This is a genomic window from Thermoanaerobacter siderophilus SR4, assembly GCF_000262445.1.
GTDB classification, from domain to species: Bacteria; Bacillota; Thermoanaerobacteria; order Thermoanaerobacterales; family Thermoanaerobacteraceae; genus Thermoanaerobacter; species Thermoanaerobacter ethanolicus.
Genome location: NZ_CM001486.1, coordinates 23,501 through 49,000 on the forward strand (window position 1 = coordinate 23,501; position 25,500 = coordinate 49,000).

The 25,500-nt window shown below is 34.0% G+C and carries 22 protein-coding genes, 3 tRNA genes, 2 pseudogenes and 1 riboswitch; of the genes and pseudogenes, 2 read left to right on the forward strand and 25 right to left on the reverse strand.

The window, feature by feature from the left end; all coding sequences use genetic code 11:
- Nucleotides 1–377 (reverse strand): annotated as a pseudogene (locus THESIDRAFT1_RS12735) (group II intron reverse transcriptase/maturase); the annotation flags it as partial.
- A 489-nt stretch (nt 378–866) separates the two neighbouring features.
- Nucleotides 867–1,064 carry a zinc-ribbon domain-containing protein gene (locus THESIDRAFT1_RS00145; RefSeq protein ID WP_003869296.1) on the reverse strand — a complete coding sequence of 66 codons (198 nt, stop codon included), beginning with the start codon at nt 1,062–1,064 and terminating at the stop codon, nt 867–869.
- A 230-nt stretch (nt 1,065–1,294) separates the two neighbouring features.
- On the opposite strand from THESIDRAFT1_RS00145, the gene THESIDRAFT1_RS00150 reads away from it, so the two are divergent.
- Nucleotides 1,295–3,403 carry a methyl-accepting chemotaxis protein gene (locus tag THESIDRAFT1_RS00150; RefSeq protein ID WP_006569112.1) on the forward strand — a complete coding sequence of 703 codons (2,109 nt, stop codon included), beginning with the start codon at nt 1,295–1,297 and terminating at the stop codon, nt 3,401–3,403.
- A 309-nt stretch (nt 3,404–3,712) separates the two neighbouring features.
- Here THESIDRAFT1_RS00150 and flgN read toward each other — a convergent pair whose 3' ends face one another.
- The 5 genes and pseudogenes from flgN to THESIDRAFT1_RS00175 all read right to left on the reverse strand — a co-directional run bounded on the left by flgN (nt 3,713) and on the right by THESIDRAFT1_RS00175 (nt 7,084).
- A complete protein-coding gene (gene flgN / locus THESIDRAFT1_RS00155; protein WP_006569113.1) occupies nt 3,713–4,201 on the reverse strand; it encodes a flagellar export chaperone FlgN in 489 nt (162 codons plus the stop codon).
- Nucleotides 4,188–4,573 (reverse strand): annotated as a pseudogene (gene fliS, locus THESIDRAFT1_RS00160) (flagellar export chaperone FliS). The gene flgN and the pseudogene fliS overlap by 14 nt, the downstream one beginning before the upstream one ends.
- Nucleotides 4,574–4,587: 14 nt before the next feature.
- Nucleotides 4,588–6,399: a flagellar filament capping protein FliD gene (gene fliD, locus THESIDRAFT1_RS00165; protein WP_006569115.1), complete on the reverse strand. Its 1,812-nt coding sequence runs from the start codon at nt 6,397–6,399 to the stop codon at nt 4,588–4,590.
- Between the two features lie 15 nt (nt 6,400–6,414).
- Entirely contained in the window at nt 6,415–6,756 is a 342-nt protein-coding gene (locus THESIDRAFT1_RS00170) for a flagellar protein FlaG (protein WP_003869289.1), read from the reverse strand.
- A 142-nt stretch (nt 6,757–6,898) separates the two neighbouring features.
- Complete coding sequence (locus THESIDRAFT1_RS00175) at nt 6,899–7,084, reverse strand: Spo0E family sporulation regulatory protein-aspartic acid phosphatase (protein ID WP_006569116.1); 186 nt, start codon at nt 7,082–7,084, stop codon at nt 6,899–6,901.
- Nucleotides 7,085–7,224: 140 nt separating this feature from the next.
- Between THESIDRAFT1_RS00175 and asnB the strand changes: the two genes are divergently transcribed.
- Nucleotides 7,225–9,066 carry an asparagine synthase (glutamine-hydrolyzing) gene (gene asnB / locus THESIDRAFT1_RS00180; RefSeq protein ID WP_006569117.1) on the forward strand — a complete coding sequence of 614 codons (1,842 nt, stop codon included), beginning with the start codon at nt 7,225–7,227 and terminating at the stop codon, nt 9,064–9,066.
- A gap of 39 nt (nt 9,067–9,105) precedes the next feature.
- Here the strand turns inward: asnB and THESIDRAFT1_RS13565 are convergent, their stop codons facing one another.
- The 18 genes from THESIDRAFT1_RS13565 to THESIDRAFT1_RS00270 form a co-directional block, all read right to left on the reverse strand.
- Complete coding sequence (locus THESIDRAFT1_RS13565; RefSeq protein WP_039929047.1) at nt 9,106–10,335, reverse strand: tetratricopeptide repeat protein; 1,230 nt, start codon at nt 10,333–10,335, stop codon at nt 9,106–9,108.
- A 62-nt stretch (nt 10,336–10,397) separates the two neighbouring features.
- Nucleotides 10,398–12,587, reverse strand: a complete 2,190-nt coding sequence (locus THESIDRAFT1_RS13570; RefSeq protein ID WP_244262684.1) for a glycosyltransferase — start codon at nt 12,585–12,587, stop codon at nt 10,398–10,400.
- Between the two features lie 1,214 nt (nt 12,588–13,801).
- A complete protein-coding gene (gene hag, locus THESIDRAFT1_RS00195) occupies nt 13,802–14,602 on the reverse strand; it encodes a flagellin Hag (RefSeq protein WP_006569119.1) in 801 nt (266 codons plus the stop codon).
- 122 nt (nt 14,603–14,724) lie between these two features.
- Nucleotides 14,725–14,952: a carbon storage regulator CsrA gene (gene csrA / locus THESIDRAFT1_RS00200; protein ID WP_006569120.1), complete on the reverse strand. Its 228-nt coding sequence runs from the start codon at nt 14,950–14,952 to the stop codon at nt 14,725–14,727.
- The gene (fliW, locus tag THESIDRAFT1_RS00205; protein ID WP_006569121.1) at nt 14,933–15,385 is read right to left on the reverse strand and encodes a flagellar assembly protein FliW; all 453 of its coding nucleotides are present in this window, start codon (nt 15,383–15,385) and stop codon (nt 14,933–14,935) included. The genes csrA and fliW overlap by 20 nt, the downstream gene beginning before the upstream one ends.
- A gap of 15 nt (nt 15,386–15,400) precedes the next feature.
- Entirely contained in the window at nt 15,401–15,958 is a 558-nt protein-coding gene (locus THESIDRAFT1_RS00210) for a DUF6470 family protein (RefSeq protein WP_006569122.1), read from the reverse strand.
- Nucleotides 15,959–15,962: 4 nt separating this feature from the next.
- Entirely contained in the window at nt 15,963–16,856 is an 894-nt protein-coding gene (gene flgL / locus THESIDRAFT1_RS00215; protein ID WP_006569123.1) for a flagellar hook-associated protein FlgL, read from the reverse strand.
- Nucleotides 16,857–16,937: 81 nt separating this feature from the next.
- The gene (gene flgK / locus THESIDRAFT1_RS00220) at nt 16,938–18,380 is read right to left on the reverse strand and encodes a flagellar hook-associated protein FlgK (protein ID WP_006569124.1); all 1,443 of its coding nucleotides are present in this window, start codon (nt 18,378–18,380) and stop codon (nt 16,938–16,940) included.
- A 10-nt stretch (nt 18,381–18,390) separates the two neighbouring features.
- Entirely contained in the window at nt 18,391–18,867 is a 477-nt protein-coding gene (locus tag THESIDRAFT1_RS00225) for a flagellar protein FlgN (protein WP_006569125.1), read from the reverse strand.
- 16 nt (nt 18,868–18,883) lie between these two features.
- Nucleotides 18,884–19,159, reverse strand: a complete 276-nt coding sequence (locus THESIDRAFT1_RS00230; protein WP_006569126.1) for a flagellar biosynthesis anti-sigma factor FlgM — start codon at nt 19,157–19,159, stop codon at nt 18,884–18,886.
- Nucleotides 19,160–19,189: 30 nt separating this feature from the next.
- Complete coding sequence (locus THESIDRAFT1_RS00235) at nt 19,190–19,633, reverse strand: TIGR03826 family flagellar region protein (protein WP_006569127.1); 444 nt, start codon at nt 19,631–19,633, stop codon at nt 19,190–19,192.
- A gap of 37 nt (nt 19,634–19,670) precedes the next feature.
- Entirely contained in the window at nt 19,671–20,360 is a 690-nt protein-coding gene (locus THESIDRAFT1_RS00240; RefSeq protein WP_003866891.1) for a ComF family protein, read from the reverse strand.
- Nucleotides 20,361–20,470: 110 nt separating this feature from the next.
- On the reverse strand, nt 20,471–22,678 hold the full coding sequence (recD2, locus tag THESIDRAFT1_RS00245) for an SF1B family DNA helicase RecD2 (RefSeq protein WP_006569128.1): 2,208 nt from the start codon (nt 22,676–22,678) through the stop codon (nt 20,471–20,473).
- Nucleotides 22,679–22,876: 198 nt separating this feature from the next.
- Entirely contained in the window at nt 22,877–24,064 is a 1,188-nt protein-coding gene (gene metK / locus THESIDRAFT1_RS00250; RefSeq protein WP_006569129.1) for a methionine adenosyltransferase, read from the reverse strand.
- Between the two features lie 58 nt (nt 24,065–24,122).
- A riboswitch (SAM riboswitch) is annotated at nt 24,123–24,227 on the reverse strand.
- A gap of 113 nt (nt 24,228–24,340) precedes the next feature.
- Entirely contained in the window at nt 24,341–24,844 is a 504-nt protein-coding gene (locus THESIDRAFT1_RS00255; protein ID WP_003866895.1) for a rubrerythrin family protein, read from the reverse strand.
- A gap of 137 nt (nt 24,845–24,981) precedes the next feature.
- Nucleotides 24,982–25,067 (reverse strand) — tRNA-Tyr (locus THESIDRAFT1_RS00260).
- Between the two features lie 22 nt (nt 25,068–25,089).
- Nucleotides 25,090–25,165: transfer RNA gene (locus THESIDRAFT1_RS00265), tRNA-Val, on the reverse strand.
- A 4-nt stretch (nt 25,166–25,169) separates the two neighbouring features.
- A tRNA-Pro gene (locus THESIDRAFT1_RS00270) sits at nt 25,170–25,245 on the reverse strand.
- Between the last annotated feature and the right edge of the window lie 255 nt (nt 25,246–25,500).

The following is a 25,500-nucleotide window of genomic DNA, read 5'->3' on the forward strand; positions in this document are numbered from 1 at the left end:
AGTCTTTACTCCTCCATTCTGGTTTTGGAATTTCTACTCTTCGCACTGGTTGTGGTTTTGTATTTCCCCTCCAGCAGTTGTTGTTTTTATGGTTGGCCAGTTTCTTTGAGATACGGTAGAAGTTCATCTACTTCCATCCCATCGACTCCATGGCTTCCTTTATTTGCAACAACGCGCTTGTATGCTGCTTCCATGTTCCCTCGTTCTACTATCATTTCAAGCATCTTGCCGGTATATCTTTGTACCTCGTTTCTTCCATCTTCCGACGCCGATGATATACTATGCACTTCCGTTGTCTTTTGAAATTCCATTTCTCTATTCAACGGATAGCCTCTTTGTTGAGTTGTCTGCAGTCTCTGCATATCTTTCGAGTCCATAAGATTTCCAAAACCTCCTAACGTTCGGTCCTTCCTTATCTATTCATGTCTAGATAAGTACTATGACCTCTGCTGACTTCTCAAGGTTCAACCATACATCACTGTATGGGTTGTCACTTCAGATTTTACTTCCATGACTTATCCTTGAGACCTCCCCGGGTAAGAACGATAACTTTCATCTCATATATCTGCCAGATTTACTGTATGGGATTCGGGTAGTGTTGGACTTCGTTTTGTTACGCAAACTCATCCATCCCAATTCAGCCTCTTATCTGGTTCTTGTTCATCAGACCGAGATTTTGCCTTAAGCTTCCTTCAGATTCCACCTCACGATGGACACCCTTGCTCTTGGCTAGTGGTTCCCACTACCAAGCCCACAGCGGACTTTCACCGCCTAGTTATCGCCCATGCCGGGCGCACGTAAAAAAGACACCAAAATGGTGTCTTTTGTATAATCCTCTTTACTTTTCTTGCGAAAAAGTAAGGGGATTATCTGCTCATGCCAAAAGCTTTCTTGTCTCTTCTAGCATTGTACTGATGGTTTCTTCTTTTTTTCGCTTCTCTGCACGCTTTACATCTTACAGGCTCATTTTGAAAGCCTTTCTCCGCATAAAACTGTTGTTCTCCTGCTGTCCACACAAACTCTTTTCCACAATCTTTGCACACTAACACTTTGTCTTGATACATAACTAATAATCCCCTCACTTTGAATTTTTGGTTCAATATAATCTTTCGATTATATTATACGTGTATTATATCACCTTAAACCTTAAATAGCAATAAAATTTTAATAAAATTTTTACGATCTCAAAATACAAATTCCGACATTTTATTGTAAAATCCATCTAACAGTGGTATAATATATTTATACAACCGCTTGCATAACTTAATTCACCCATTTTGGAGGTGTTTAACTAATGAAAAGGCAAAAAGGAATTCAAAAGAAAGAGTTAAAACTAAGGTTCTCTAAAATTTCGTTTTTCAAAATTCCTAAGGCAAACGTTAGACTAAAGCTTTCAAACAGTGGCAGCGGCATATTTGCTAAATTAATGACCTTCATAGCCTTTATAATAATCGTACCTCTTGCTTTCACTGGTTATATGTCTACAAGCAAATCAATAAAAACTTTACAAGATACTATTAACCTCTCTAATGCTGATACATTAGGACTAATAAATAATTATGTAGACCTTTTCAAAAATGATATTGAAACTCAGCTTACTATTCTCTCTGTCAATCCTCAAATTCTAAATTTAGGACAAGGTGATTTCGAAACTAATAAAAAGAATTTACAAGATTTATTTACAACCATTTTAAAAGCAAAAAGTACTAAAATATCTCTTATTTATTTTGCAACACCAGATAAAAAAATAATTCAATCTCCTGACCTTCCCCTCGACCCAAACTATGACCCTACCAGCCAGGAATGGTATAAAAAAGCTATTGAAAATCCGGATGCAATAATATGGACTGGCCCTTACAGCAATGATGGGACAAATGGAGGAGTAGTTACTGTTTCAAAAGCCGTTAGAAGTTCTTTAACTTCAGCTGCTTCTGATGTCGTAGGAGTTTTGGCTTTTGACATAAATTTAGATTCTCTTTCTAACATGATTTCTTCTATAAAAGTAGGGAAAACAGGAAATGTGTATTTAATTTCTAATGAAGGCATTATAATCGCTGATAAAGATAAGAAAAATTTATTTTCCTACATAACAAAATACGATTACGGCAAAAAGATTCTCTCTATGCAAGAAGGAAGTTTTGAGTACAATGACAATGGAACAAATAAATTTGCATCTGTAAAAACTTTAAATAATTTTGGTTGGAAAGCTGCAATAACCATGGATTCTTCAGAACTTGCTGAAAAAACTTCTCAAATAAAAGACAACACAATAATTTTTAGTTTAATAAGTCTTTTAATAGGAATATTAGTAGCATATTTCTTCTCAAAAAATATTACTTCAAAAATAGGAAAAGTCATGACAGTAATGAGCAAAGCTGCAAATGGGGATATGACACAAGAAGTAGAAGTGAAATCAAACGACGAAATAGGCAAGCTGGCTTTAAGCTTTAACCTTATGATAGATGGTATAAAAAGCCTCGTAGCCGACGTATTATCTGCCGCAAATTCTGTATACGAATATTCTAAAAAAGTATCCTTTGCATCAAATAAAGCTGAGCAAATCACAAATGAAGTAGTTGCAGCTATGGAAGAAATAGCAAAAGGCGCGCAGGAGCAAGCAAAAGAAGCTGAAAAAGCTGCAACTATTACCAATTTGTTAAGTCAAAATTTAGATGTGACAATGAAAAATTCAATGAATATAAATGAAGAAACTGATTCTGTAACAAAAGCAGCAAATACTGGATTAGAAAATATAAAAGAATTAAGCGAAAAGACTAAAGTCACAGAACTAATGCACAGCAAAGTGAAAGAATCTACTTCCTATTTAAAGGAAAAATCTCATGAAATAGGAAAAATTGTAGAAACAATAACCGCAATAGCTGACCAAACCAATCTTTTATCATTAAATGCTGCAATTGAAGCAGCCCGTGCAGGAGAAGCCGGTCGCGGTTTTGCTGTAGTAGCCGAGGAAGTGAGAAAATTAGCAAATCAGTCCTCAGAAGCCGCTAAAAATATTGAAACTATTATAAAAGAAATACAGCAAAACATTGATGATACCCATAAAGTAGTAGAAGAAGCAAGTGCTTCTATAGAAAAACAAAATGAATCTTTAGCAAAAACAGTTCATACTTTCTACGGCATTCAGCAAGCAGTAAATCGAATCGTAGAGGAGCTTAATAAACTCAATGACTCAATGGTGAAAATTTTTCAAAGCAGAAGTGAAATGTTAGATTCCATACAAAATATCGCCGCAGTAACAGAAGAAGCTGCTGCCTCTACCCAAGAAATATCTTCTGCAACAGAGGAACAAAAAACTGCAATAGAAGAAATATCAAAATCCGCACAAGATTTGAGCAATATTGCAAATACCTTGATGAGTACAATAAATAAATTTAAAATTTAAAGAAGCGGCGATTTGCCGCTTCTCAGACTGTAGACAAACTTTCGTAAAGGAGATATTTTGCATAAGGAACGACTTGTGACAAAGCGGCAACAAAACTTAGCAAGGCCGAGGGTGGAGGCAGGGCCGAAGCCATGGATGGCGGAGGCGGGCACTAAGACAAGGATGTCGAATGTGCCCGGTACCCTGCCGGAACCCGAAGGTCGAGTTTAGTTTTGTCGCTTTGGAACATCGGAGTGACGTTGCAAAATATCTCCTTTGAATATTTTTGACTTTGTCAACAAATTGAGAAGCGGTAATTTGCCGCTTCTTTTAGCGTTTTTTATCTAAAAAATAACTGTCAGGTGTATAATATTTAAGATATTCTATATACCCTTCTTTATTCTTTGACAATTCCTCTAATTTGTTTTCTATTTTTTCGAAAATAGCAGTTATATTTTGAAGATTTTTATCGTCTTTCTCTTTTATTTTTTCCAAAAGGGCTTTTGTTTCTATAAAGAGTGCTTTCAATTTACTTATTTCTTCCGTAACTTTCCCTTCCAAAGCAAAAATACTTTCCACTTTATTTTGCTTTTTAAAAACATTATACAAAGGGATAAAATCGGCATCTAATTTGTCAATTTCTTCTATAATTTTTTGCTTTGTAATAAGAAGATTTTTCAATTCTTCTAAATTGTTGGAAGTTATAGATACACCTATTTTTTCAGTAACCTCATAAAGTTCTTTCAATCTTTGAATTTTATCCTGTACAATTTGAGTAAGCTTTTCTACATTATTATGCATCTCATCAACCCTTTGCATAGACTTTCTCTCTAACCTTATTAAGGGCTAGACTCCAAGTATCTCTTAATTCTATTGCAAATCCTTTTACTTCTTCTAAAATTGTCACGTCTTTTTTTACATTGGCATCAATTAACCTTCTTAACATATAGTCATAGAGGCTGTACAAGTTTTTAGATATATCATAATTCATATCCAAGGTAAGCATAAGCTCTGTAATAATGTCTTGTGCCCTCTGTATGCTGTTATTAGCTGCCATGTAATCTTTTTTTCTATCGCCCCTTTTGCTTCTTCTATAAACCTTACTATACCATTATAAAGCATTAAAACAAGCTCTTCAGGACTGGCAGTCAAAATTGCGTTCTCTTTATATTGCTGATACGGATTTACCATTGCTGCACCCCCTTTTATTTCGTCATAACACCAATTTGCTGGCTTAGCCACGCACTTTGTGAATTCATTTGGCTTACATACATCTCTAACTGTGTAAATTGTGCATAATATCTCTGTTCAAGGTTATTTAGATAATCTTGCATTTGAGCAATCCTATCATCTATTTCTCTTATTCTGTTTCCTATAAAACTTGTATCATAAAGCTGTGTGGTACTACCTGCTTTTTGAGTTATGGCATCAATGCCACTGTTTAAGGTATCGTAAAGCTGTTGTGCAATACCTTGAGAAGTTGAGGTACCTGTAAATATATTCATTACCAATTGAGGATTGGTTGCAATAGCATCTCTAAGCTTTGTTTCGTCAATATATAACTTCCCACCTTCATACCATTGGCCTGTAGTAATACCAATTGAACTTAAAGAGCCTACACCGGAAACTGTAGAAGAAACAACTTTTCTCATGGAGTAATATAGTTGCATAAGAGTTTCGTCATTAGCCAAATCCCCAGAGCGGGCTTTTTGTTCCCATAATGTTATGTCACTGTCTTTCATAGCTTGTTTTTGTTCAGAAGTCAAAGGTGGATAATCGTAATATCTTTTTTCTGTAAGCTTTGCATTAATCTTTGTAATTATATCATTGTAACTGTCAACAAAGCTTTTTATTGTGTTATATATTTTGTCAACATCTGTTAAAACAGTAAGGGTTGTTGTGCTATTACTTGTTCCTGTAAGGGTAATATTTATTCCTGCTACTGTGACATTGTTAGTTGAACTTGTCATTTGAACACCGTTAAAAGTAAATTTGGCATCTTGTCCTTGTGCTGAAATCGAAGATATTGTTAGTTTTAACGTGTTGTTAAGCAAATTCATTCCGTCAGGCCCTGTTCCTGTAAAATCTATTGAATAACCAGCGCTTGCGGTTAATATTACTTTATCTGATGTAGAATCATACGAAGCCGTAACATTTGCTCCAGCAGCATTTATAGCATCTACGAAGTTCTGTACAGTTGCACCCTTTGCTACGATTATTGTTTTACCATTCAATTGCAGTGATATATCGCTTCCAGTATTGTTTACAATACCACTATTTCCTCCAAGACCTAAAGCAGCACTGCTGCTTAATTGCGCAATATTAATTTTTAGCTTGTTTGCTAAAAAATTTGCTCCATCAACATTTGTACCACTAAAATCAATCTTTGAATTTGCTCCAGTAAAATTTGATACCAAAAACAGCCTATCTAAACCCGGGTCATATGTAGCAATTACGCCTGTCGCATTAGTCTGAGCATTTATCGCAGCAACTACATCATTTATTGTTGCACCATTTTTTATTACTATTTGTTTATTTGTACCGTCTAATCCCTTTAAATAAAGATATATATCGTTTCCTGTATTATTAAGTGTATTATACGTATATGTTCCATCAGAATTTTTAGTTGCAGCACCAATTTTATCTGTACTTGCAGTTGTCGCAGCTTGAGCTAATTGCGTTACTGATATAGTATAAGTTCCATTTATCGCATTTACACCTGCTGTAGCCGTTGCAACTGAAGGATTTGACGATGTAACAGTTTTTGCCATAAAAGTCCCCTGTAGTTTGAGCTTAAAAACAATGTCATTTCGGAGTGACATAAGCTGTGCGTTTATATCCCTTAAATCCTCTTGCTGCCATTGATACCATTGCTTTTGTTGTTCTAATTTATCAAGAGGTATACTTGCAGCCTTCATAAGCTGCTGTACCATAGAATCAGTATCGAGTCCTGTCGCAAGACCACTGATTCTCAATAAATTGCTCACATTGTAGCTATTCATACTTATTGGATCCATTTTTCATACCCCCAACTATATTTTTCTATCCACAAAAAGTCCAGCTATTTTCCATAATCCTGCCACAAGGTCAAGTATTTTTTCAGGAGGAATCTCGTCAATAACTTCATTTGTATCGCTATCAACAATTTTGACCACTATTGTGTTTGTAGGCTTGTGTACAGAAAATTCAAAATATGTATGATCGTTAATGCTTATTTTCCTATTTTCTTTATTAAGCTCACTATTAAGTTTAGCTTCATCCACAGGTTTACTAAGTATATCTTTTACTGCTTTTATTTCCTCTACTAACGCACTATCTCTTTTAAACTGCGAATTTACTTGCCCCGTTCCCGCAGTACTTATCCCCTGCAACATGCCGTTATTACCTCCTGGAATAAAAATTTATCATTTGTAACAACTTCCCTTTTTGCTATTATAAATATCGACATATATTTTAAAAAGTTTAAATTTTTTTATGTAATTTTCACGCAAAAAGAAAAACAAGTAAAACAGCACTTTATTTTACCTGTTTTACTTGTTTTTCTTTTTTCATGTACATGACAATCAATTCGTCTAATTCACGGCTCAGCTCTAAAGCTTTAGGAAGCTCTATATTGCATTCATTTAATTTCTTTTTTAAAAGCTTTATTCTTTCAGCAATGTCGTTTTCTTCGTAATAATGCTCTTTTATCACTTTCTCCATATAAGCCGCATCCTCCTAAAACATTTATGTTTTTATTATATCATGTAGAAATTAAAAGTTCATTAGAAAATTATAACATGTATCAATGGCAAAAAAAGAGAATATATTTACTTATAGATTTAAATTTTAGGAGGATTTTTATGTGTGGAATAACGGGATGGGTTAACTTTGATATGGACTTATCACTTCAAAATGAAGTAATCGAAAAAATGACAGACACTCTTAAAAAAAGAGGACCTGACGGTTCTGGAATATGGTTGTCAAAACATTGTGCTTTAGGTCATCGTCGATTAATTGTAATAGATCCAGAAGGTGGAAGTCAACCAATGATAAAAAAATACGGTGAAAAAAATTTTGTCATCATCCACAATGGAGAACTCTACAATATGGATGAATTGAAAAACGAACTCATATCCTTGGGATATACTTTTAAAACCCGTTCAGATACTGAAATTATTTTGACATCTTATATAGAATGGGGTCCTTTATGTGTTAAAAAATTTAATGGAATATTTGCTTTTGCAATATGGGATGAAGTGCAAAATAGGCTTTTTATTGCCAGGGACCATCTCGGAATAAAGCCACTATTTTATACCATTAAAAACGGGTCTTTGATATTCGGTTCAGAGATTAAAGCAATATTAGCACATCCTCATGTAAAACCAGAGATAGACTCACAAGGTCTTGCAGAAATATTTGTAATGGGACCTTCAAGAACTCCCGGATGTGGTGTCTTTAAAGACATTAAAGAATTAAAAGCCGGGCATTACCTCATATTCACTAAAAATGGAGCAAACATAAGCAAATACTGGTCATTACAAAGTCTTCCCCATGAAGATGACCTTGAGAAAACAGGGGAAAAAATAAGGTATCTCCTTAAAGATTCTTCAGTGAGGCAGCTTGTTTCAGACGTGCCTTTATGTTCATTGCTATCAGGTGGACTTGATTCAACTGCTGTATCCTTCTTCGCAAATGAAGAATTAAAACAAAAAGGTCAAAAACTTATAACATACTCGGTAGATTATGTGGGTAATGATAAATATTTTACGCCAAACGAATTTCAACCAAACTCTGACGCAGACTGGGTAAAATTTGTTGCAAATAAACTTGACACAAACCATAACTATGTATTTATAGATAACGAAGAACTTGCACATGCTCTAAAGCCAGCCTTGTACGCTCGAGACCTTCCTGGTATGGCAGATATAGATTCATCTTTATATCTATTTTTAAAAGAAGTAAAAAAAGGAGCCACAGTCGCTCTATCAGGAGAAGGTGCTGATGAAGTTTTTGGAGGTTATCCCTGGTTTAGAAACAAAGAAGCAATTGAAAGTCACACCTTCCCATGGATAAGAATGGTCAATGAACGCATGAAATTGCTTTTGCCAGAAGTTGTAAAATGTATAAGACCTATAGAATACTTAAATGATAGATATAATGAAGCTTTAAATGAAGTGCCAAAGCTGAATGGAGAAGACCCCTATAATGCTCGAATGAGGGAAATGTTTTACCTTAACATAACAAGATTTATGCCCATGCTTCTTGATAGAATGGATAGAATGAGTATGGCAGTAGGTTTTGAAGCAAGAGTACCTTTTTTAGACTACAGGCTTGTAGAATATGTATGGAATATACCGTGGGAAATGAAAAATCTCAACGGAAGGGAAAAAGGAATACTTAGATACGCTCTAAAAGGTTACATCCCAGAGGAAGTAATTGAAAGAAAAAAGAGTCCTTACCCTAAAACACACAATCCAGTATTTAAAAACATCGTTAAAGAATGGCTAAAACAAATAATTGATGACAGTACATCGCCTTTATTACAACTTGTAGATAAAAAAGCAATCGCAGAACTTATAGAAACAGATGCAAAAGCCTATGACCCTGCCTGGTTTTCACAGCTTATGGGCTCCGCCCAACTCTTCGCTTACCTCGTACAAATAAATATGTGGCTAAAAGATTATAAAATTTCTATAGTGTAATAAATAAAAATACGCTAAATGGCGGGAAATCCCCGCCATTTAGTATAAGCCCGTCCTGTCCTTGAGATTTATCTCTGGGTATATCTCTTTTATCATCCTGTCAATTTCTTCAGCTTCGTCATGCTTTCCTATAGTTTTGTATATCTTATATATCAATACATAATTGTCCACATCAATTCTATCAATATTAAAAGCATTTGCTGCTAAAGATAGAGCTTCATCATACATGCCTTGTTCCAATGCTCTTTCAGCAAGATATCTATACACCTCAGAATTTTGACTGTTTAAATTTGCAGCCCTTATATAAGCTTCAACAGCTAATTCTTCAAGCCCATATTTTATCATAAGTTGTCCATATTTTTCATACTCTTCTCTAGAAAATTTATTTACATACAAATTTAGCACATCATTGTATAAATCAAATTCTTTTAAACTAATAAGTAAATCCAGTAATGCAAAATAACTATCTTTAATATCATCAAATTTAGCTTTCATTTCCCCAACTATTGTCATATACAATTTCTTGTCAGAAGATTCTGATATCTCCCATAATAGATTTTTTGCCTTGTCCATTTCTTTTAAAAGTATATAACACAGCACTTTTTGATACGTTGCCTCTTCTTTTGCTTTGCCATACTCCATATCAAAATACTCGATTGCTTTTTTATAATCTTTAAGCCCTAAATATACACTTCCTTTTAAACTGTTTAATCCCTCTATATCGATATTTATGTTATCAATATATCTTTTTGCCATTTCAAACATTCCTAAATTGATATATAACTTTGCTAATATAGCATTATTTACAGGATTTTTAGTATCAACATGTTTTTCAAAAAATCTGTACACATCCTCAGGAGGTTCATTTTTTATCAGCACATCGAAAAATTTTATAAACACTTCTTGATAACTAGGATTTTCTTTTAATATTTCAATGTATTCTCTAACTGCATCATTAAGCTTATTAAGTTTTTCATAGCAAAGGGCAGCCATATATTTTGCCCGATAGCTTCCTGTTCCTCCCATTGTTATAAAATCTCCATTATATTCTCCCATTGCAACGCATTCTTTAAACATTTCTATCGCTTTTTCGTAACGCTTTTGCTCTGCGTAGATCATACCTTCAAGAAACTTAAAATCAGGTATATCAATATAAAAGGCTTTTGCATCATTAGCAATTTTTAATGCTGTATCATAGTCTTTTAATGCAGTATAAGTTGCTATCAAATATCTTATTAACCGCGTAGCAATAGGAGAATTAACATTCATTCCTTTTGTGGCTATTAGCAAATGTTTCAATGCTTTATGGTATTCTTTTGCATTATAATACTCTACTGCAAGATTACCGTGCTGGAATTTATCATCAGGATGTTCCTCAAGGTACTTGGATATAAGCTTAATATATTTTTCCGTTTTATTTTTTCTATCCGTGTTTCTAAAAGATATCCATAGTGAAGTATCGTTACATCTGCTTTTTTAAAAATAGGCAATCTGTTTTCTTCTACGTTTCTTAAGTTTTCATGAATGGGATAAATATACTTTAGCTTTCCATTATTTCTAAACAGTCTAAAATTGTAATGCACTTCCGTCAAACCGTTTGCTATATTTGTTCCTCCATAATTTATAAACTTGAAAATATATGCTTCTACTGTATCATCATTCAAAAGCAGCCTTATTCTTGATACATCATCTTTTCTAATTTCTTCATCTGCATCAAGGAATAATATCCAATCACCAGTAGCATTTTCTATCGCTATATTTCTAGCCTTACTAAAGTCATCCTCCCATTTTGCATGTATGACTTTTGCCCCAAAACTCTCCGCAATCTCCACCGTCTTATCTTTTGAACCAGTATCAACAACAACTATTTCATCAACAATATCTTTTACACTGTTTATACAACGCGCTAGGTTTTTCTCTTCGTCTTTAGTGATGAGACAGAGGGAAAGAGATTGATTACTTTCTGTATTTTCCTCTTCAATCCAATCTACTAAATTGGGATTTTTATCAAGAATAGAATAATATTGCTCTTTTATCCCATATTTAAATTCTTTATCTAATGCTAAGTATCGTTTGTATTTATTTATTCGATCTTCTTCTCGAGCCCATCCAAAATGTTTTATCCTTACATTAGATTTCATTATTGGTAGTTCTATAATATTCACGGGGAATCTCCCACAGTGTAGAGGTGTTTCTTTCCAACGATATTCAAAAAAGGGTTGATATCTAACTAGCATTGGCCAGTATCTTTTATGTGCGTTCCAATATTTATCTTCTCTATATTGTTTATCATTCCAAAAATCATATATTCTGAATGCAATTACATCATAAACCGGTTGATTAATTAGATTATTTATTTCTTTCACTATTTTACCCTCAAATAATTCATCTGCATCAAGACATAAGATCCAATCTGGATTGGTGGATATTGTTAATTCCCATAATTGTTTTCGTAACTCTATTTCATTAGAAAATTTTGAATATTCGTTTTTGTGATAAATTAGCGGTATATCTTTTAGTATTTCTTTACAAACATTTTCCGTATCGTCGGTGCTAGCATCGTCAATAATTACGGCATTTGTAATAAATTGTGCTGCTTGTCTTAATACATTAGATAAATATCTACTAGCCTCATTCCGTACTATCATAGATAATGTTAATTTATTATGACTTTTTTTTACTATTCTATCACCAGGAAGAAAAATATGATTTTTATATTTTTTAATGTATTTTTTATACTTTTCTAATCGCGTCAAATCTTCGTCTCTATATATATGAAAAGCAGGAAAATGTGTATCAACATACAGTTCAAAACCTAATGCTACTGCTCTTATCGAAAAATGTCTATCTTCACCCCATAATGAAATATTATATATTTCATCATAAGAAACTCCTTTTAAGATTGCTCTTCTGCTTATTAATACACAGGCTCCTACTCCTCCAACTTTATATACCCCTGGAACTTTTAAAAGATTTAGAAACTCATCAATTTGTCTACTGATAGTTTCATTTGTAACATTTCTTTCCCTATTCTTATAAAATAAATTATATTGATCGGAAAGCCATACTTGTGGTAATTCAATTGAGTTCTTTTCCCATTTAGTCCAAAATATTTCACTTACTATGTCTTTATTTAACGAAACTAAATGTTCTAATGTATTAGGATGTAGTACTATATCAGAATCCACAAAGAAAACAAAATCATATCCTTTATCATTGGCCATATTTAATATCATGTTTTTATTTTCAGCAACTTTCCAAACTAGTTCCTCATTCCAATAATGAGTATTGGAATCTTTAATATACTCTATGTCTATCTTTTTAGAATCAAGAATGAAAATAATAGAGTCATTATCTTTAAATTCTTTTAATAAGCTTTTTGAAACTGGATCAACATTATCATCAATGAAACAATAATCTACTTTTAAATTTTGTTTTTTCAAATTTTTTAGTGATAATAAGTACTCTTTTAAAATTTCTGGTTTTTGCCTTACAGTAGTGCCTATCAAAACTTTTTTCATTAAATTTCCTCCTCTATCTACTTTTTGTATTCATTCTGTTGTCAGACCAACTAGAATAATTTAAAACTTTACTCTAAACTTGCTTTTTTATCAAAACTCTTTGATAATACTTTTTGATTCATTTAGCTACCTCTTCTCATTCCATTTTAATGTATATGTCGACAAAATTCTATTTGATGTTAATTGTAAAAACAGATTTCAATTTTTTGTATGTTAGAATAAGGCAAAAATAATCTAAATGACTGATAATTTTATGGTCAAATTAGAATATTTGCTAAAATTTCATCCTAATACTGACAATAAAATTTTAGCAAAGCATCTTAGTATAACCAAGCAATCACTCAGGAGATTAGCATCAAAATATAATATTAGAAAAAGTAAAGAATATATGTAAAGACAGCATGAATTTATTTTAAAAGCAAAAGAAGCCAAACATCTCTCGAGTATTCCAGACTTACATCCAATCAATTATCAATTAAACATTATTTTTGGTAGTATTTTAGGAGATGGAAATTTGTCACATGCCCCAAGAAGAAGAAATGCTTATTATAGAGAACACTTTTCTCAAGAATAATATGAATATAGATCATGGAAATATACACAATTAAAAGATTTGGGTTTCAAAATCGATAAAAACAACACTTTAAAATCAATCTCTTATCCAATATTCTCAGGTTTGTATGGAAAATTTTATATTAGCAAAAAGAAAGCAATAAATTATGACAACATAAACTGCTCAATGAACCAGTAGGACTTGTATGTTTATATATAGAAAATATAAGAGAATTAAAAGCCAAAATATGATTTAAGGGAGGCAAAGCCTCCCTTTTTATTATCTGAGTAATTGTAAAACAGTCTGTGGTAATTGATTTGCCTGAGCTCTCCAGGCCGGTTCCTTTCGGATACCGAATAGATCATATCTTCATCCTATCAGTCATCTGATAGGAGCCGGGCGCTTCGGGCTAAATCTTTTAACCCTACGGACTTCATCACCATAGGCTTTATGCCCATAGGTGGTATGTCCTGATCGTTGAACCTTCTCCAACCTTTCGGTACAGGAGCTTGGCTGCTGGTTGGCCAATCCCTTTATTTTTCAAACCATCGCACCTGCCGTTTCCGGCTATGCTGTGGTATAAAGGGCTCTAAGACTTTTCCAGCAATTCACCCGGTGATACTCCTGAGAATTGCTTCTCAGGACGCCTGTGAGAAATGGCTCATGCTGCCATTCCCTCAAGCATTGCTGTCGCTGCTTGATTTAGTATGTTGTCTTTTGTGAATTCCATCATCGCTTTTGCCATGTCTACATCTCTTATACGGGATTCTGCAGCTGTTAAGTTTTCTGAAGCTACACCTAAGTTATTAATTGTATGTTCTAGACGATTCTGTGTAGCACCTAAAGCAGAACGCTGAGAAGAAACCGTATTAATGGCATTATCAATCGCACTCAATGCAGCATCAATATCCGCAGAAGTTGAGAAAGTTGTTACAGATATGGTTTGCACTCCTAAGGTACTAGCATCCATTGCACCAATTGTTAAACTCATTTGTTGTCCTTGATTAGCACCTATTTGAAATACCAATGCTGTAGTTGAATAATCTCCATTAAGTAACGTTTTTCCATTAAACTGAGTACGCTGGCTAATACCTGTAATTTCTTCATTTAAACGATTTATTTCGTCTTGAATTGCCTGTAAATCCTCGCTCTGATTGGTACCCAAGTTACCTGCCTGTACAACAAGTTCTCTCATTCTTTGAAGTATTGCATGAGTTTCAGTTAATGCACCTTCCGCTGTTTGAATGAGTGATATACCATCTTGAGCGTTCCTTTGAGCTTGATTCAAACCAGCTATTTGTGCTCTCATTTTTTCTGAAATTGCGAGGCCTGCTGCGTCATCCCCTGCTCTGTTTATTCTGTAACCTGATGAAAGTTTTTCTAACACTTTTTGTGTGTTTGCAGTGTTAATTGAAAGTGCTCTCCATGCGTTTAGCGCACTTAAGTTGTGGTTGATAATCATAATCCTTCCTCCTTGAATTTTTTATTTGGCATCCTTGCCTTTTTAAGTTTTTAAGGTCCACAGTTGGCCAACTGCTTTATCTTTTGTTTCCACTATATATATCGATATATTTTTAATTTACTTTAGCGTTTTTTAATAAATTTTTCTATTTTACTCAAAGCTTCTTTGTTTACAGATGCGGCTTTTAAGTTTTCGTCTTTGATTTCTATAAGCTCTTTTCTTAAAACAGATATATTTTTTGGCGCAGTAACCCCCAATTTTATTTGACCATCGTCAATTTCTAATATTCTAATTTCTATATCTTCCCTTATAATTATGGATTGACCTACTTTACGCGTTAGAATAAGCATTTTTAAGTTCCTCCAATATTGGATGCTTTATTAAGTATTCATCATTGTCAAGAATAACTTGTTTGCCTTTGTTATTTTTAGCATTTATAATTATAGGGGCTTTTAGGTTTGCTGTCATTTTTTCTATTTCATCGGGGATTACTACGATTACGTATATAAGAAGGTGATTTTCATCCTCTATTTGAAGAGCTTGTATTAATTCTTCATCAATTTCAAAAGAATAATTAGGTTTAAAAACTTTAGGGTCAATAATTACAAAGGCTATATCTGTATTATCAATTGCTTGAAGCCATTTAAAAGGCATGTCTTCTTTGTTGTCAGTGATTATTAAAAAATTGTGTAAGTTTTCAAAGCCTGGTATTCCTTCTTCGAAGTAAATTACGTCTTCAGGATTGTATTTTATGATTCCAAAGTTTTTTGTATTTATCCGCATATTAATTCCTCGCTTTCATATTCTCCTATCGACATTATTTCCTACATATTGTATCTTTATTGATGGATATTGTCTTATATATATGTTTACATGTGCCGGTGCTACTGATATTTGAGGTTTGTGGGGTGTCGCTTTTATTTCTACGCCGCCTAACTGCCAATTTATGTTTAAATATCCTTCAAACCATATTTGGGGCCGTGACTTTGGCATAAGGTCAACGTTGAAGTCTATATCCTGACTCAGGGTTTTTTCACTTAAACTTACAATTACATCTTGATGATTTTCTATTGATGCAAGTGTGTCTCCATCTTCAGCAATTTTACCTATTTCTTCTAAAGCTATTTGCTTGCTCCACTGTGCCTCGTCATGTACAAGGTCAAAAATATTTTTAAGGCCTGCTTCATAAAAACATTGATACTGATCTATATGTACCTGAGGAAGTTTTTGGTCTATTTCCATTTTTGCAGGTATTTGTTTTATTTCAAGGTCTGCTTTTTGGCTTTCTATAGAAATTTGGGCAGGAAAAGTTTCTATACCTATCCTGCCAAAAGTTTGATGTATCACTATGTTCATATTATCACCTTAAAAAGTCTATAAGGCTGGGCTGCATAATACGAGCCCCTGCCGCTAAGGATGCTCTATACACATTTTCATCCATTTTGAGATTTGTAATAACTTGTGCCAAATCTGCATCTTCATTTTTTGAAAGAAGAACTGTAAAATTGTAGTTATCATTTTGGAGCCTGTTTTGTATGAGGTCAATTCTGTTTGATTTTGCACCTACTTCTGCTCTTACAGCCAGTACATTTTCTAATTGTTTATCTATATCAGCTATTAAATTACTTACAGCCTGGTGATCTCCCGAGTCTAATGCATTTTTTAGTTTATCCATCACAGTAAGAAGTTGAGAAATTCCTGTCGAATCTACATTAAAAACTTTATCTCCAGTTACATTTACAGCTATTTTGTTTCCTCCTGCTCCTACTTCAAACTCTATTACACCATTATCACCACTATAAGAATTATTGGTCTCACTAAAAGGCTGGGTTGTAGTTTTAAAACCTGCAAATATATACCTTCCATTGTATTGAGTATTCCCTACTTGTATCATCTGCGCTTTTAACTGCTCTATCTCGTTAGCTATTTTTTGCATATCTGTTTGTGTCAAAGTCCCATTAGATCCCTCAACTGCTAATTCTCTTGTGCGTTGTAACAGGTCATTCAATTGACTTAAAGCAGTATCAGTTATGTCCAACCAGGATTTTGCATCATCGGCATTTTTGGTATAAGCATCATTACTTGCCATATCTGTTCGAATACGTAGGCTTGTAGCTACTGCAACAGGGTCATCAGAAGGCCTCGATATTCTTTTGCCTGTAGATAACATGTTTTGATTTTTTTGTAATCGTTCAAGGTTATTGTTGTAGTTGTTTAAAAAATTCGTTATAAGCATGTTATCTGTAATTCTCATTTTTTACACCTGCCTTAGTCTAATACTGTATGGTATTCCTCTTGGGTCTGAGATCCTTCGGCTTCGTCTCAGGATGACATATTATCTTCCTACAATGCCCATCCTATTTATAAGAGTATCTAAAAGTTCATCCATAACTGTTATCACTCTTGCAGAAGCAGCATAGGATTTCTGATATTTTAACATGTTTGTCATCTCTTCATCTAAAGATACACCAGATACCGATTGTCTGTTTAAATCAATTTGTTTTACCATGACTTCCTGATTTTTTTGCATTAAGTTTGCTTGCTGTGCATCCACTCCAAGATTTGATATTAATGACCTTGCAAAGTCATCAAATGTGGCTCCATTTAGTACCGCATTACCTTGATCCCTTAAAGCAATAAGCTTTAATGCATTTGTGTTATCGCCCGGAAGAGTAGCCGTACTTGATGCAGCAGCTATTTTTTGCAAGCCATTTGAATCGAGAATAGCTGAATCCACTTTAATTAACTGAGCATATTTAACTCCAGAGTCATATGGATCTGCAAAATCAGTGAAAAGCGGTGTACCATTAGAACCATCAAGCCCATAGCCTGCTTTGTGGACAGCATTTATTTCCTTCGATATGCTATATGCCAGTTTATTCCATTCATTTATATAATAGGGTACTCCTTTTATCCCGTTGGTGCCATCTCCATCTCTCATATCAAGTAAGCCTTTTAATATACCACTTGAAGGGTTTACAGAGGTTCCCGTCAAATCCCATACGACATTTCCAGTGCTATCCATACTCATAGTAAAAGCAGTCGACCCATCAACTAAAGCTTGTCCAGCTATGTCGATTCTGAAATTTCCATTAGAATCTTCATAAGTAGTAATATTCACCAACTTAGAAAGCTGATCGACAAGGAGATTTCTCTGGTCTCTTAGGTCATTTGCTGTCTGTCCGGTAAGTTCAAATCTATATATTTCATTGTTTAATTTGCTTATTCTGTCGGCATAAGAATTTATTTCTGAAATCCTACTTTGTATGGTGGAATTCAATTCGTTTAATTTATCATAAAGATGCTGATATACAGTATTAAAAGTATCAGCAAGAGCAATAGCTCGCTCTCTAACTTCCGCTCTTACCGTCAAACTTTCTGGACTCTTGGATAACTCTTGAAGGGAATTAAAAAAGTCATTAAGCACTGTATTTATTCCGCTATCCGAAGGTTCGTTAAATATATCTTCAACAGCAGCTAAAACCTGGGCTTTTGTTTCCCATTCACCCAAAAATTTATTTTCCCTTCTGAATTGGTTGTCTAAAAATTGGTCGCGGATTTGTCTTATATCCTGTATTTTTACGCCTTCTCCTATGGCTTTTCCCCATTGGTCATACATGCCAAAAGTAGTGGGTGGTGCAATTGAGGCCATATCTACTACTTGACGAGTATACCCAGGAGTATTAGCATTTGCAATATTGTGTCCAGTGACATCCAAAGCCTTTTGGCTTACAAACAATCCTGTCTTTGCTATTTCTAATCCTTGAAAAGTAGACATCTTCATCCCCCTATGCCTTTTTGTCAATTAGGCTGGTGTATCTTTTTATATTGCCACTATTCCCATAAACACCATCATCACTTTCTAAGGCACTTGATATTGTTTGAATAGAATAGTTTATATATTCTAACGCTTGTTCAATTAAAGCAGCATTTAATTTGTTTCTTTCTTCAAGTTCTTTTAAAATATTAGTCAGATTATATTTGATATCTCTTAGGTTTTCTGCTTCTTCTGAAGAAATGGATTCTATCAAGTCGGTTATTGTCATTTTGCCTTCTATATCAATCTTCTCCAATATATCCTCTCTTTGTTCTTCTAATTCCATAAGTTTTTTTATAAGTTGCTTCTCTATTTGAACTATTTCATCTAATTCTTTTACTTTCCCTGCAATTATAATATCAGTTTTTTTTATCGCTAAGTCTAATAAAACTTTGTAAATTTCTGTTTCTCCCCTTAATACATCTACAAGCTTTTGGCTATTAGCCATTGCCAGCACACCCTTTTTAAATTTTTTTATTCAACAATATTCCCTTAAGAATAGCATCCGCCACATCTTCAGCTTTTACATTGTAAGTTCCTGCATTAAGCATTGACTTTATGTTTTCAATCTTTTGATTCTTAATCTTTTCAAATTCAATTGAACTTTGTGCAAGTTTAATTGCTTCTTCTGATATCTCAACTTTATCTTTTATCTCCGCTTTCTTGCTGGTAACCTTTTCTACCGGATCTACTCGATAAACTGACATTATTTTTTCAATATTGTTGTTATAAATTTTCATTTTTAACACCCCCGTACTACTAATATCGACTTAATAATTTAAAAGTTTAATATAAAAATCATTTTTTCTTTTTTGGTTTTCATAAACGTACAGCCTTTCTCCTGTTTGTTTTTCTTCTTCTTTGTCATCGGATTGAATCGAATAGCCTTTCATTAGTTCCTTAGCTAATTTGGTTTTGCACTCGTCACAAAACCTACCTGTAAGTATTGGTTTACCACATTTTTCGCACCTAAGACCTATATTGACGTTATTAGAGGTTAAAATAAGCCTGCCTTCCTTTAAAAAATCCATTATTTTCTTTGTAGAAACCTGTGTATTTTGAGATATTTCCAGCATGGTAGCTGAAGGGTGAGCATCTAAATAATCCCGCACTTTCATAAAATCTTCTTCATCCTGTCTATAACATTCTGGACATAAATCAATTCCTGTATACGTGTAAAGCCTTCCGCACCTTTTACAATTTCTTATTTCCATTTCTTTTCATCCCCTTTTTGATACTTCAAACTCCCCATCACATATTTTTGCCAGTTGCTATAGTAACCACATATACATCTTTTGCCCCATTTTCTTTTAAGACTTTGGCACACTCGTCCAAAGTAGCACCTGTTGTCAACACGTCGTCTACCAGTAGCGCATTTTTCCCAACAATAGTATCTTTGTAAGTCACTTTAAAAGCACCCTTTACGTTTTCTATCCTCTCTTCTTTGTGCAAAGCAGTCTGTGTTGTTGTATTTCTCACTCTTCTTAAAGCTTTAGACATAAAAATATTCAACCGATAAGAAAGTTCTCTTGCCAAAAGTTCTGACTGATTGTAACCTCTTTCGTCAAGTCTAATTTTGTGAAGAGGAACAGGTACTATGACATCGATAGGCCAGTCCATTTTTTTAACTGCATCAGCCATATAGTCTGCAAAAAAAGGTGCCAATTCTCTTTCTTTGAAATATTTGAACCGCCCTATTAAGTCTTTTACAACACCATCGTATTCAAAAGGACTTATATTTTGTTTAAATTCATGGCCATGCTCTAAGCAATCAAGACATGTTCCTTCATAGTCTATTGGTTTACCACAAATATTACACCTATTACCCTCAATAAATTTTAATGTGCTTTTGCATTTGTCGCATAAATATCCTGTTTTTATAGCAGTTTTACAAATAATACAGGTTGTTTTTGGTGGAAATAAAAGGTCTAAAAAAATCATCTTTTTACCCCTTACAATATTTTTTCTTATAATCTATATCGGCACTCTTCTGTTAAAATTAATTGAAAATTATCATTTTACACTAAATTCCCTTTTATTTAATGCAAAATTTAATTTACATACAAAAGTGCTTTTTTAAGCCTTGAAAGAAGCCCTGAATATCTTTTTGAGATTCTATTGTTGTCAATCATAAATTTCAAATATTTCTCTTGACCCACCAAAATAACCAATTTCTTTGCCCTTGTAACGGCAGTGTACAAAAGGTTTCTTGTAAGTAGCATAGGAGGCCCATAAGTAATTGGCATTATGACAACAGGAAATTCACTGCCTTGGCTTTTGTGCACTGTTATAGCATAAGACAAATTTAGTTCATCCAAATCAGAAAAGTCATAAGTGACAAATTTTTCATCGTCAAAATATACAGTCAATTCCTGTAATTCTTCGTCTATTGATTGGATTATTCCTATATCTCCATTAAACACTCCTTCTCCTTCTTCCTCGCCTTTTTTCCATTTTATCTTGTAATTATTTTTTATTTGCATCACTTTATCCCCTACCCTGAAGACAAACTCCTTCATTATTTTTTCGGCTTTAGTTTTGTCGTGGGGATTTAATGCTTTTTGCAGCTCTAAATTTAAATTGTGAACACCAATTATCCCTTTTCTCATAGGGGTAAGTACTTGAATATCATTAATAGGGTGAAATCCATAAGCTTTAGGAAGTCTGTTTGTCACAAGCTCCAATATGGTTTTTAATATATCCTCTTGGGTGTTAGCATTTATAAAAAAGAAATCACTATTTTTATCGTTATAGGTTGGATATTCTCCATTATTTATCTTGTGAGCATTTACTACTATCAAACTTTGCTTTTGCTGTCTAAAAATTTCTTTTAAACGTATCACTTTTACTATTCCACTGTCTATTATATCTCTTAGGACATTTCCGGCTCCAACAGATGGAAGCTGATCAGCATCCCCTACTAAAATCAGTTTTGCCCCTATAGGTAGGGCTTTTAATAAAGCATTCATAAGCAATATATCTACCATTGAAGCTTCGTCAACTATTATAACGTCGTATTTTAATGGGTCTTTTTCATTTTTGTTAAAGCCCTTCCCTTCTTCCTCCGAATAAGTATATTCTAAAAGCCTATGAATAGTCTTCGCCTCTTTTCCAGTAGCTTCCGTTATCCTTTTTGCGGCTCTTCCTGTTGGGGCTGCAAGAGCCACTTTTTTACCAGCTTTTTCAAAAATACGTATTATACAATTTATTATCGTAGTCTTTCCTGTGCCTGGACCTCCCGTTATGACAACAACAGAATTTTTAACAGCTTCTTCTACAGCCAATTTTTGATTTTCTGCCAACAAAATACCTGTTTCTTTTTCAAAATTTCTAATTTCTTTTTGGACATCTAAACCTAAATCTTCATTTTCCATTAGTGTCATGTTAAACAATCTCTCTGCTGTGTGTAATTCAGCTATATAATAAGGTATATAGTAGATTCCTACAGTATTATCTTCAAAAGTTTCAATATGTATTTTTTCATTTTGTACTAAAAGCACAAAAGAATCTTCTACTTCTTCTTCGCTTACTTCTAACAAACTTGCTGCTTCTTTTTTTAACAATTCTTTCGGCACATAGGTGTGACCATTTGCCGCATACTGCATCAAAACATATCGAGTACCAGAAGATATGCGATATAGAGAATGAGGGTCAACTCCTAGGTTCTCTGCTATTTTGTCTGCAGTTTTAAATCCTATTCCAAATATATCGTCAGCCAATCTGTAAGGGTTTTGCTTAATAATTTCAATCGCGTTGTTTCCGTATTCTTTATAAATCTTTATAGCCATTGTAGTGGAAATACCGTACCCCTGCAAAAATACCATCACTTCTTTTATGCCCTTTTGCATTTCATAAGCTTCACAAATTCTTTTTATCTTCTCATCGCTTAGACCTTTTATTTCTTTTAATCTTTCTGGTGCAGTTTCAATTATATTTAAAGAATCAACGCCAAACTTTTTTACAATTTTTCTTGCTGTAACAGGACCTATTCCAGGAATTAAGCCAGAAGATAAAAACTTTTCTATTCCTTCTAAAGTGGTGGGAGCCAAGGTTTCATAATTTAAAACCCTAATTTGCTCACCATAATCAGGATGTTCTACCCATTCTCCTTCAATTTTAATTCTTTCCCCAATGTTTACATAAGGCATATAACCTACAGCAGTGACTACTAAACCTTGGGTACTTAATTCTAAAACCGTATAACCATTTTGTTCATTTCTAAAAATTATTTCTTCAACTACACCCTCTATGTCAATCATAGCCGATTCTCCTGTTTTAATTCTTTTCTTTATTTAATTTTACCTTATATTTAAAGCAAATTAAAGCCAATTCATTTCTTTTTTTCAATTTTTGTGGTATAATTAAGGTAGCGAAGCGTTTACAAAACATAAATTCTATGGCATTAAAAAAGATATATAAAAAATGCCATAAGCCCGGGTTTACCCGGGCTTTCAAATTTATATTCCTGCCAACTTTTTTAATATATCTACTTTGTCTGTTTTCTCCCATGGGAGGTCTAAGTCGTGTCTTCCAAAGTGGCCATAAGCTGCAACTTGTCTATAAATAGGTCTTCTTAAATCTAAATCCCTAATTATAGCTGCAGGTCTTAAATCAAAAACTTGTTTTACAATTTCCGAAATCTTTTCATCTGATATTTTACCTGTGCCAAAAGTATCAATACCTATTTCAAGAGGTGTAGCAACACCTATCGCATAAGCTAATTGCACTTCACACTTCTTAGCAAGTCCTGCTGCCACAATATTTTTTGCCACATATCTTGCAGCATAACTTGCGGATCTATCAACTTTTGTAGGGTCTTTACCAGAAAAAGCTCCGCCCCCGTGCCTTGCATATCCGCCATAGGTGTCTACAATAATTTTTCTTCCTGTAAGTCCGCTATCACCTTGAGGTCCACCAATTACAAACCTTCCTGTGGGATTTACAAAAATTTTAGTCCTATTATCTATCATATTTTCAGGAATTATAGGTTTTATTACATGTTCAATAATATCTCTTTCAATAGTATCATGGTCAACCTCAGGTGCATGTTGAGCTGATACTACAACAGAATCTACCCTCACAGGCCTGTCATCTTCATACTCTACTGTTACTTGTGTTTTACCATCTGGTCTTAAATAGCTTAATGTCCCGTTCTTTCTAATTTCCGCAAGTCTTCTTGCAAGCTTGTGAGCTAGCATTATAGGCATAGGCATTAATTCTTCTGTTTCATCGCAAGCAAAACCAAACATTAAACCCTGGTCTCCAGCGCCAATAGCCTCAATTTCCGAATCTGAAAGTTCTCCTCTTTTAGCTTCTAATGCCTTGTCCACACCGAGGGCAATATCCGGTGATTGCTCATCAATAGAAGTGATAACCGCACAAGTATCAGCGTCAAAACCGAATTTTGCTCTAGTATAGCCAATTTCTTCTACTACTTTCCTTACAACTTTCGGAATATCTACATAGCACTGAGTAGTAATTTCTCCCATTACTAAAACCAAACCGGTAGTTACAGCAGTCTCACAAGCAACTCTGGCATAGGGATCTTTTTTCAAAATTTCATCTAATATTGCGTCAGAAATCTGATCACAAATTTTATCAGGATGCCCCTCTGTGACTGATTCAGATGTAAACAGTCTACGCATTTTTTTCTATTCCTCCTTAAAAACAAAATAAAACCCCTTCCAAAAGAAGAGGCACATACCCTCATCTTTCAGAAGCATGCTTCTGAGAGAATTAGCACCTTGTCCTATAGGACAGGTTGCTGGGTTTCATCGGGCTCTTTCCCTCCACCTCTCTTGATAAGAGCATGTTATTAAATTTTCTGATGTCTACTATAGCACACTTTATCTACTATGTCAAATATTTTTGCATCAAAAAAGAGCATGCTAAAACATGCTCTTTTCTTTAAAAAATTATATTTAAAATGCTACAAATTTTTCTCCAGGAACTCCACATACAGGACATTTTTCTGGCAATACATCAACAGAGGTATATCCGCAAACAGGACATATGTAAACTTTTGATATCTTTATATCTTCTCCTTTTAATGCTGCTTCTTTTGCTTCAGTGTACAATTTTGCATGTATTTTTTCAGCCTCAATAGCATAATGTATGCTTTTTTTAGCTCCAGATTCCTCTTGAAGTTCTGCAACAGCATTATAAGCAGGATACATCTCTTCTACTTCAAAGGTTTCCCCTTCTATAGCTTTTTCAAGATTTTCTACTGTATTTCCAACTTCTCCAAGAGTTTTATAATGATTTGTGGCATGTACCAATTCAGCATAGGAAATAGCCCTGAAAAGTCTTGCAATATTAGGTTTGCCTTCTTTTTCAGCTACATCAGCAAAAATTTGATATCTCATGTGAGCTTGGCTCTCTCCTGCATAGGCTTCACTAAGATTGTGTCTCGTCATTTCTCTCATAAAAGATTCCTCCTTAATCAAATTTTTATTAATAAATAATTATTTTCTCTTTCAAATAATATTATACTACACTTTTTTACCATGTCAAGATATTTGAAGGAGAAAAATAAAAAAGACCTCACGGTCTTTTTTTTCAATGGTGGAGGGAGATGGATTCGAACCATCGAAGGCGACAGCCAACAGATTTACAGTCTGCCCCCTTTGGCCACTTGGGTATCCCTCCACAATATTTAATTTTTTGAAAATGGTGGTCGCAATAGGACTCGAACCTATGACCCCCTGCTTGTAAGGCAGGTGCTCTCCCAGCTGAGCTATACGACCACAATGGTCGGGATGGAGGGACTTGAACCCCCGACCCCATGCTCCCAAAGCACGTGCGCTACCAACTGCGCCACATCCCGACATCAGTGACGAAATAAATTATAATAGAAAAAATGAAATTTCACAATAGGCATAGAAGCTTAAAAATGGCCGTTTTATTGATTTATCGCTTGTAATCTTTAAATTTTTTAAGAATACGTCATATTTTAAATCAATTGATTTAAAATAGAAGCAAAGAATTTTTTGAATTTTTTATTCAAACTAATTCTATCCTTAGGATAAGCTTAATGTTTTAACTTTATCTACTCAGCAAATAATAATATATTAACCAAATA

Bases quoted from the DNA above. Each gene is read 5' to 3' on its own strand.
- THESIDRAFT1_RS00145 (WP_003869296.1), bottom strand. From the start codon at position 1,064: ATGTATCAAGACAAAGTGTTAGTGTGCAAAGATTGTGGAAAAGAGTTT.
- THESIDRAFT1_RS00150 (WP_006569112.1), top strand. From the start codon at position 1,295: ATGAAAAGGCAAAAAGGAATTCAAAAGAAAGAGTTAAAACTAAGGTTC.
- flgN (WP_006569113.1), bottom strand. From the start codon at position 4,201: ATGCAAAGGGTTGATGAGATGCATAATAATGTAGAAAAGCTTACTCAA.
- fliD (WP_006569115.1), bottom strand. From the start codon at position 6,399: ATGGATCCAATAAGTATGAATAGCTACAATGTGAGCAATTTATTGAGA.
- THESIDRAFT1_RS00170 (WP_003869289.1), bottom strand. From the start codon at position 6,756: ATGTTGCAGGGGATAAGTACTGCGGGAACGGGGCAAGTAAATTCGCAG.
- THESIDRAFT1_RS00175 (WP_006569116.1), bottom strand. From the start codon at position 7,084: ATGGAGAAAGTGATAAAAGAGCATTATTACGAAGAAAACGACATTGCT.
- asnB (WP_006569117.1), top strand. From the start codon at position 7,225: ATGTGTGGAATAACGGGATGGGTTAACTTTGATATGGACTTATCACTT.
- THESIDRAFT1_RS13565 (WP_039929047.1), bottom strand. From the start codon at position 10,335: ATGAATGTTAATTCTCCTATTGCTACGCGGTTAATAAGATATTTGATA.
- THESIDRAFT1_RS13570 (WP_244262684.1), bottom strand. From the start codon at position 12,587: ATGAAAAAAGTTTTGATAGGCACTACTGTAAGGCAAAAACCAGAAATT.
- hag (WP_006569119.1), bottom strand. From the start codon at position 14,602: ATGATTATCAACCACAACTTAAGTGCGCTAAACGCATGGAGAGCACTT.
- csrA (WP_006569120.1), bottom strand. From the start codon at position 14,952: ATGCTTATTCTAACGCGTAAAGTAGGTCAATCCATAATTATAAGGGAA.
- fliW (WP_006569121.1), bottom strand. From the start codon at position 15,385: ATGCGGATAAATACAAAAAACTTTGGAATCATAAAATACAATCCTGAA.
- THESIDRAFT1_RS00210 (WP_006569122.1), bottom strand. From the start codon at position 15,958: ATGAACATAGTGATACATCAAACTTTTGGCAGGATAGGTATAGAAACT.
- flgL (WP_006569123.1), bottom strand. From the start codon at position 16,856: ATGAGAATTACAGATAACATGCTTATAACGAATTTTTTAAACAACTAC.
- flgK (WP_006569124.1), bottom strand. From the start codon at position 18,380: ATGTCTACTTTTCAAGGATTAGAAATAGCAAAGACAGGATTGTTTGTA.
- THESIDRAFT1_RS00225 (WP_006569125.1), bottom strand. From the start codon at position 18,867: ATGGCTAATAGCCAAAAGCTTGTAGATGTATTAAGGGGAGAAACAGAA.
- THESIDRAFT1_RS00230 (WP_006569126.1), bottom strand. From the start codon at position 19,159: ATGAAAATTTATAACAACAATATTGAAAAAATAATGTCAGTTTATCGA.
- THESIDRAFT1_RS00235 (WP_006569127.1), bottom strand. From the start codon at position 19,633: ATGGAAATAAGAAATTGTAAAAGGTGCGGAAGGCTTTACACGTATACA.
- THESIDRAFT1_RS00240 (WP_003866891.1), bottom strand. From the start codon at position 20,360: ATGATTTTTTTAGACCTTTTATTTCCACCAAAAACAACCTGTATTATT.
- recD2 (WP_006569128.1), bottom strand. From the start codon at position 22,678: ATGATTGACATAGAGGGTGTAGTTGAAGAAATAATTTTTAGAAATGAA.
- metK (WP_006569129.1), bottom strand. From the start codon at position 24,064: ATGCGTAGACTGTTTACATCTGAATCAGTCACAGAGGGGCATCCTGAT.
- THESIDRAFT1_RS00255 (WP_003866895.1), bottom strand. From the start codon at position 24,844: ATGAGAGAAATGACGAGACACAATCTTAGTGAAGCCTATGCAGGAGAG.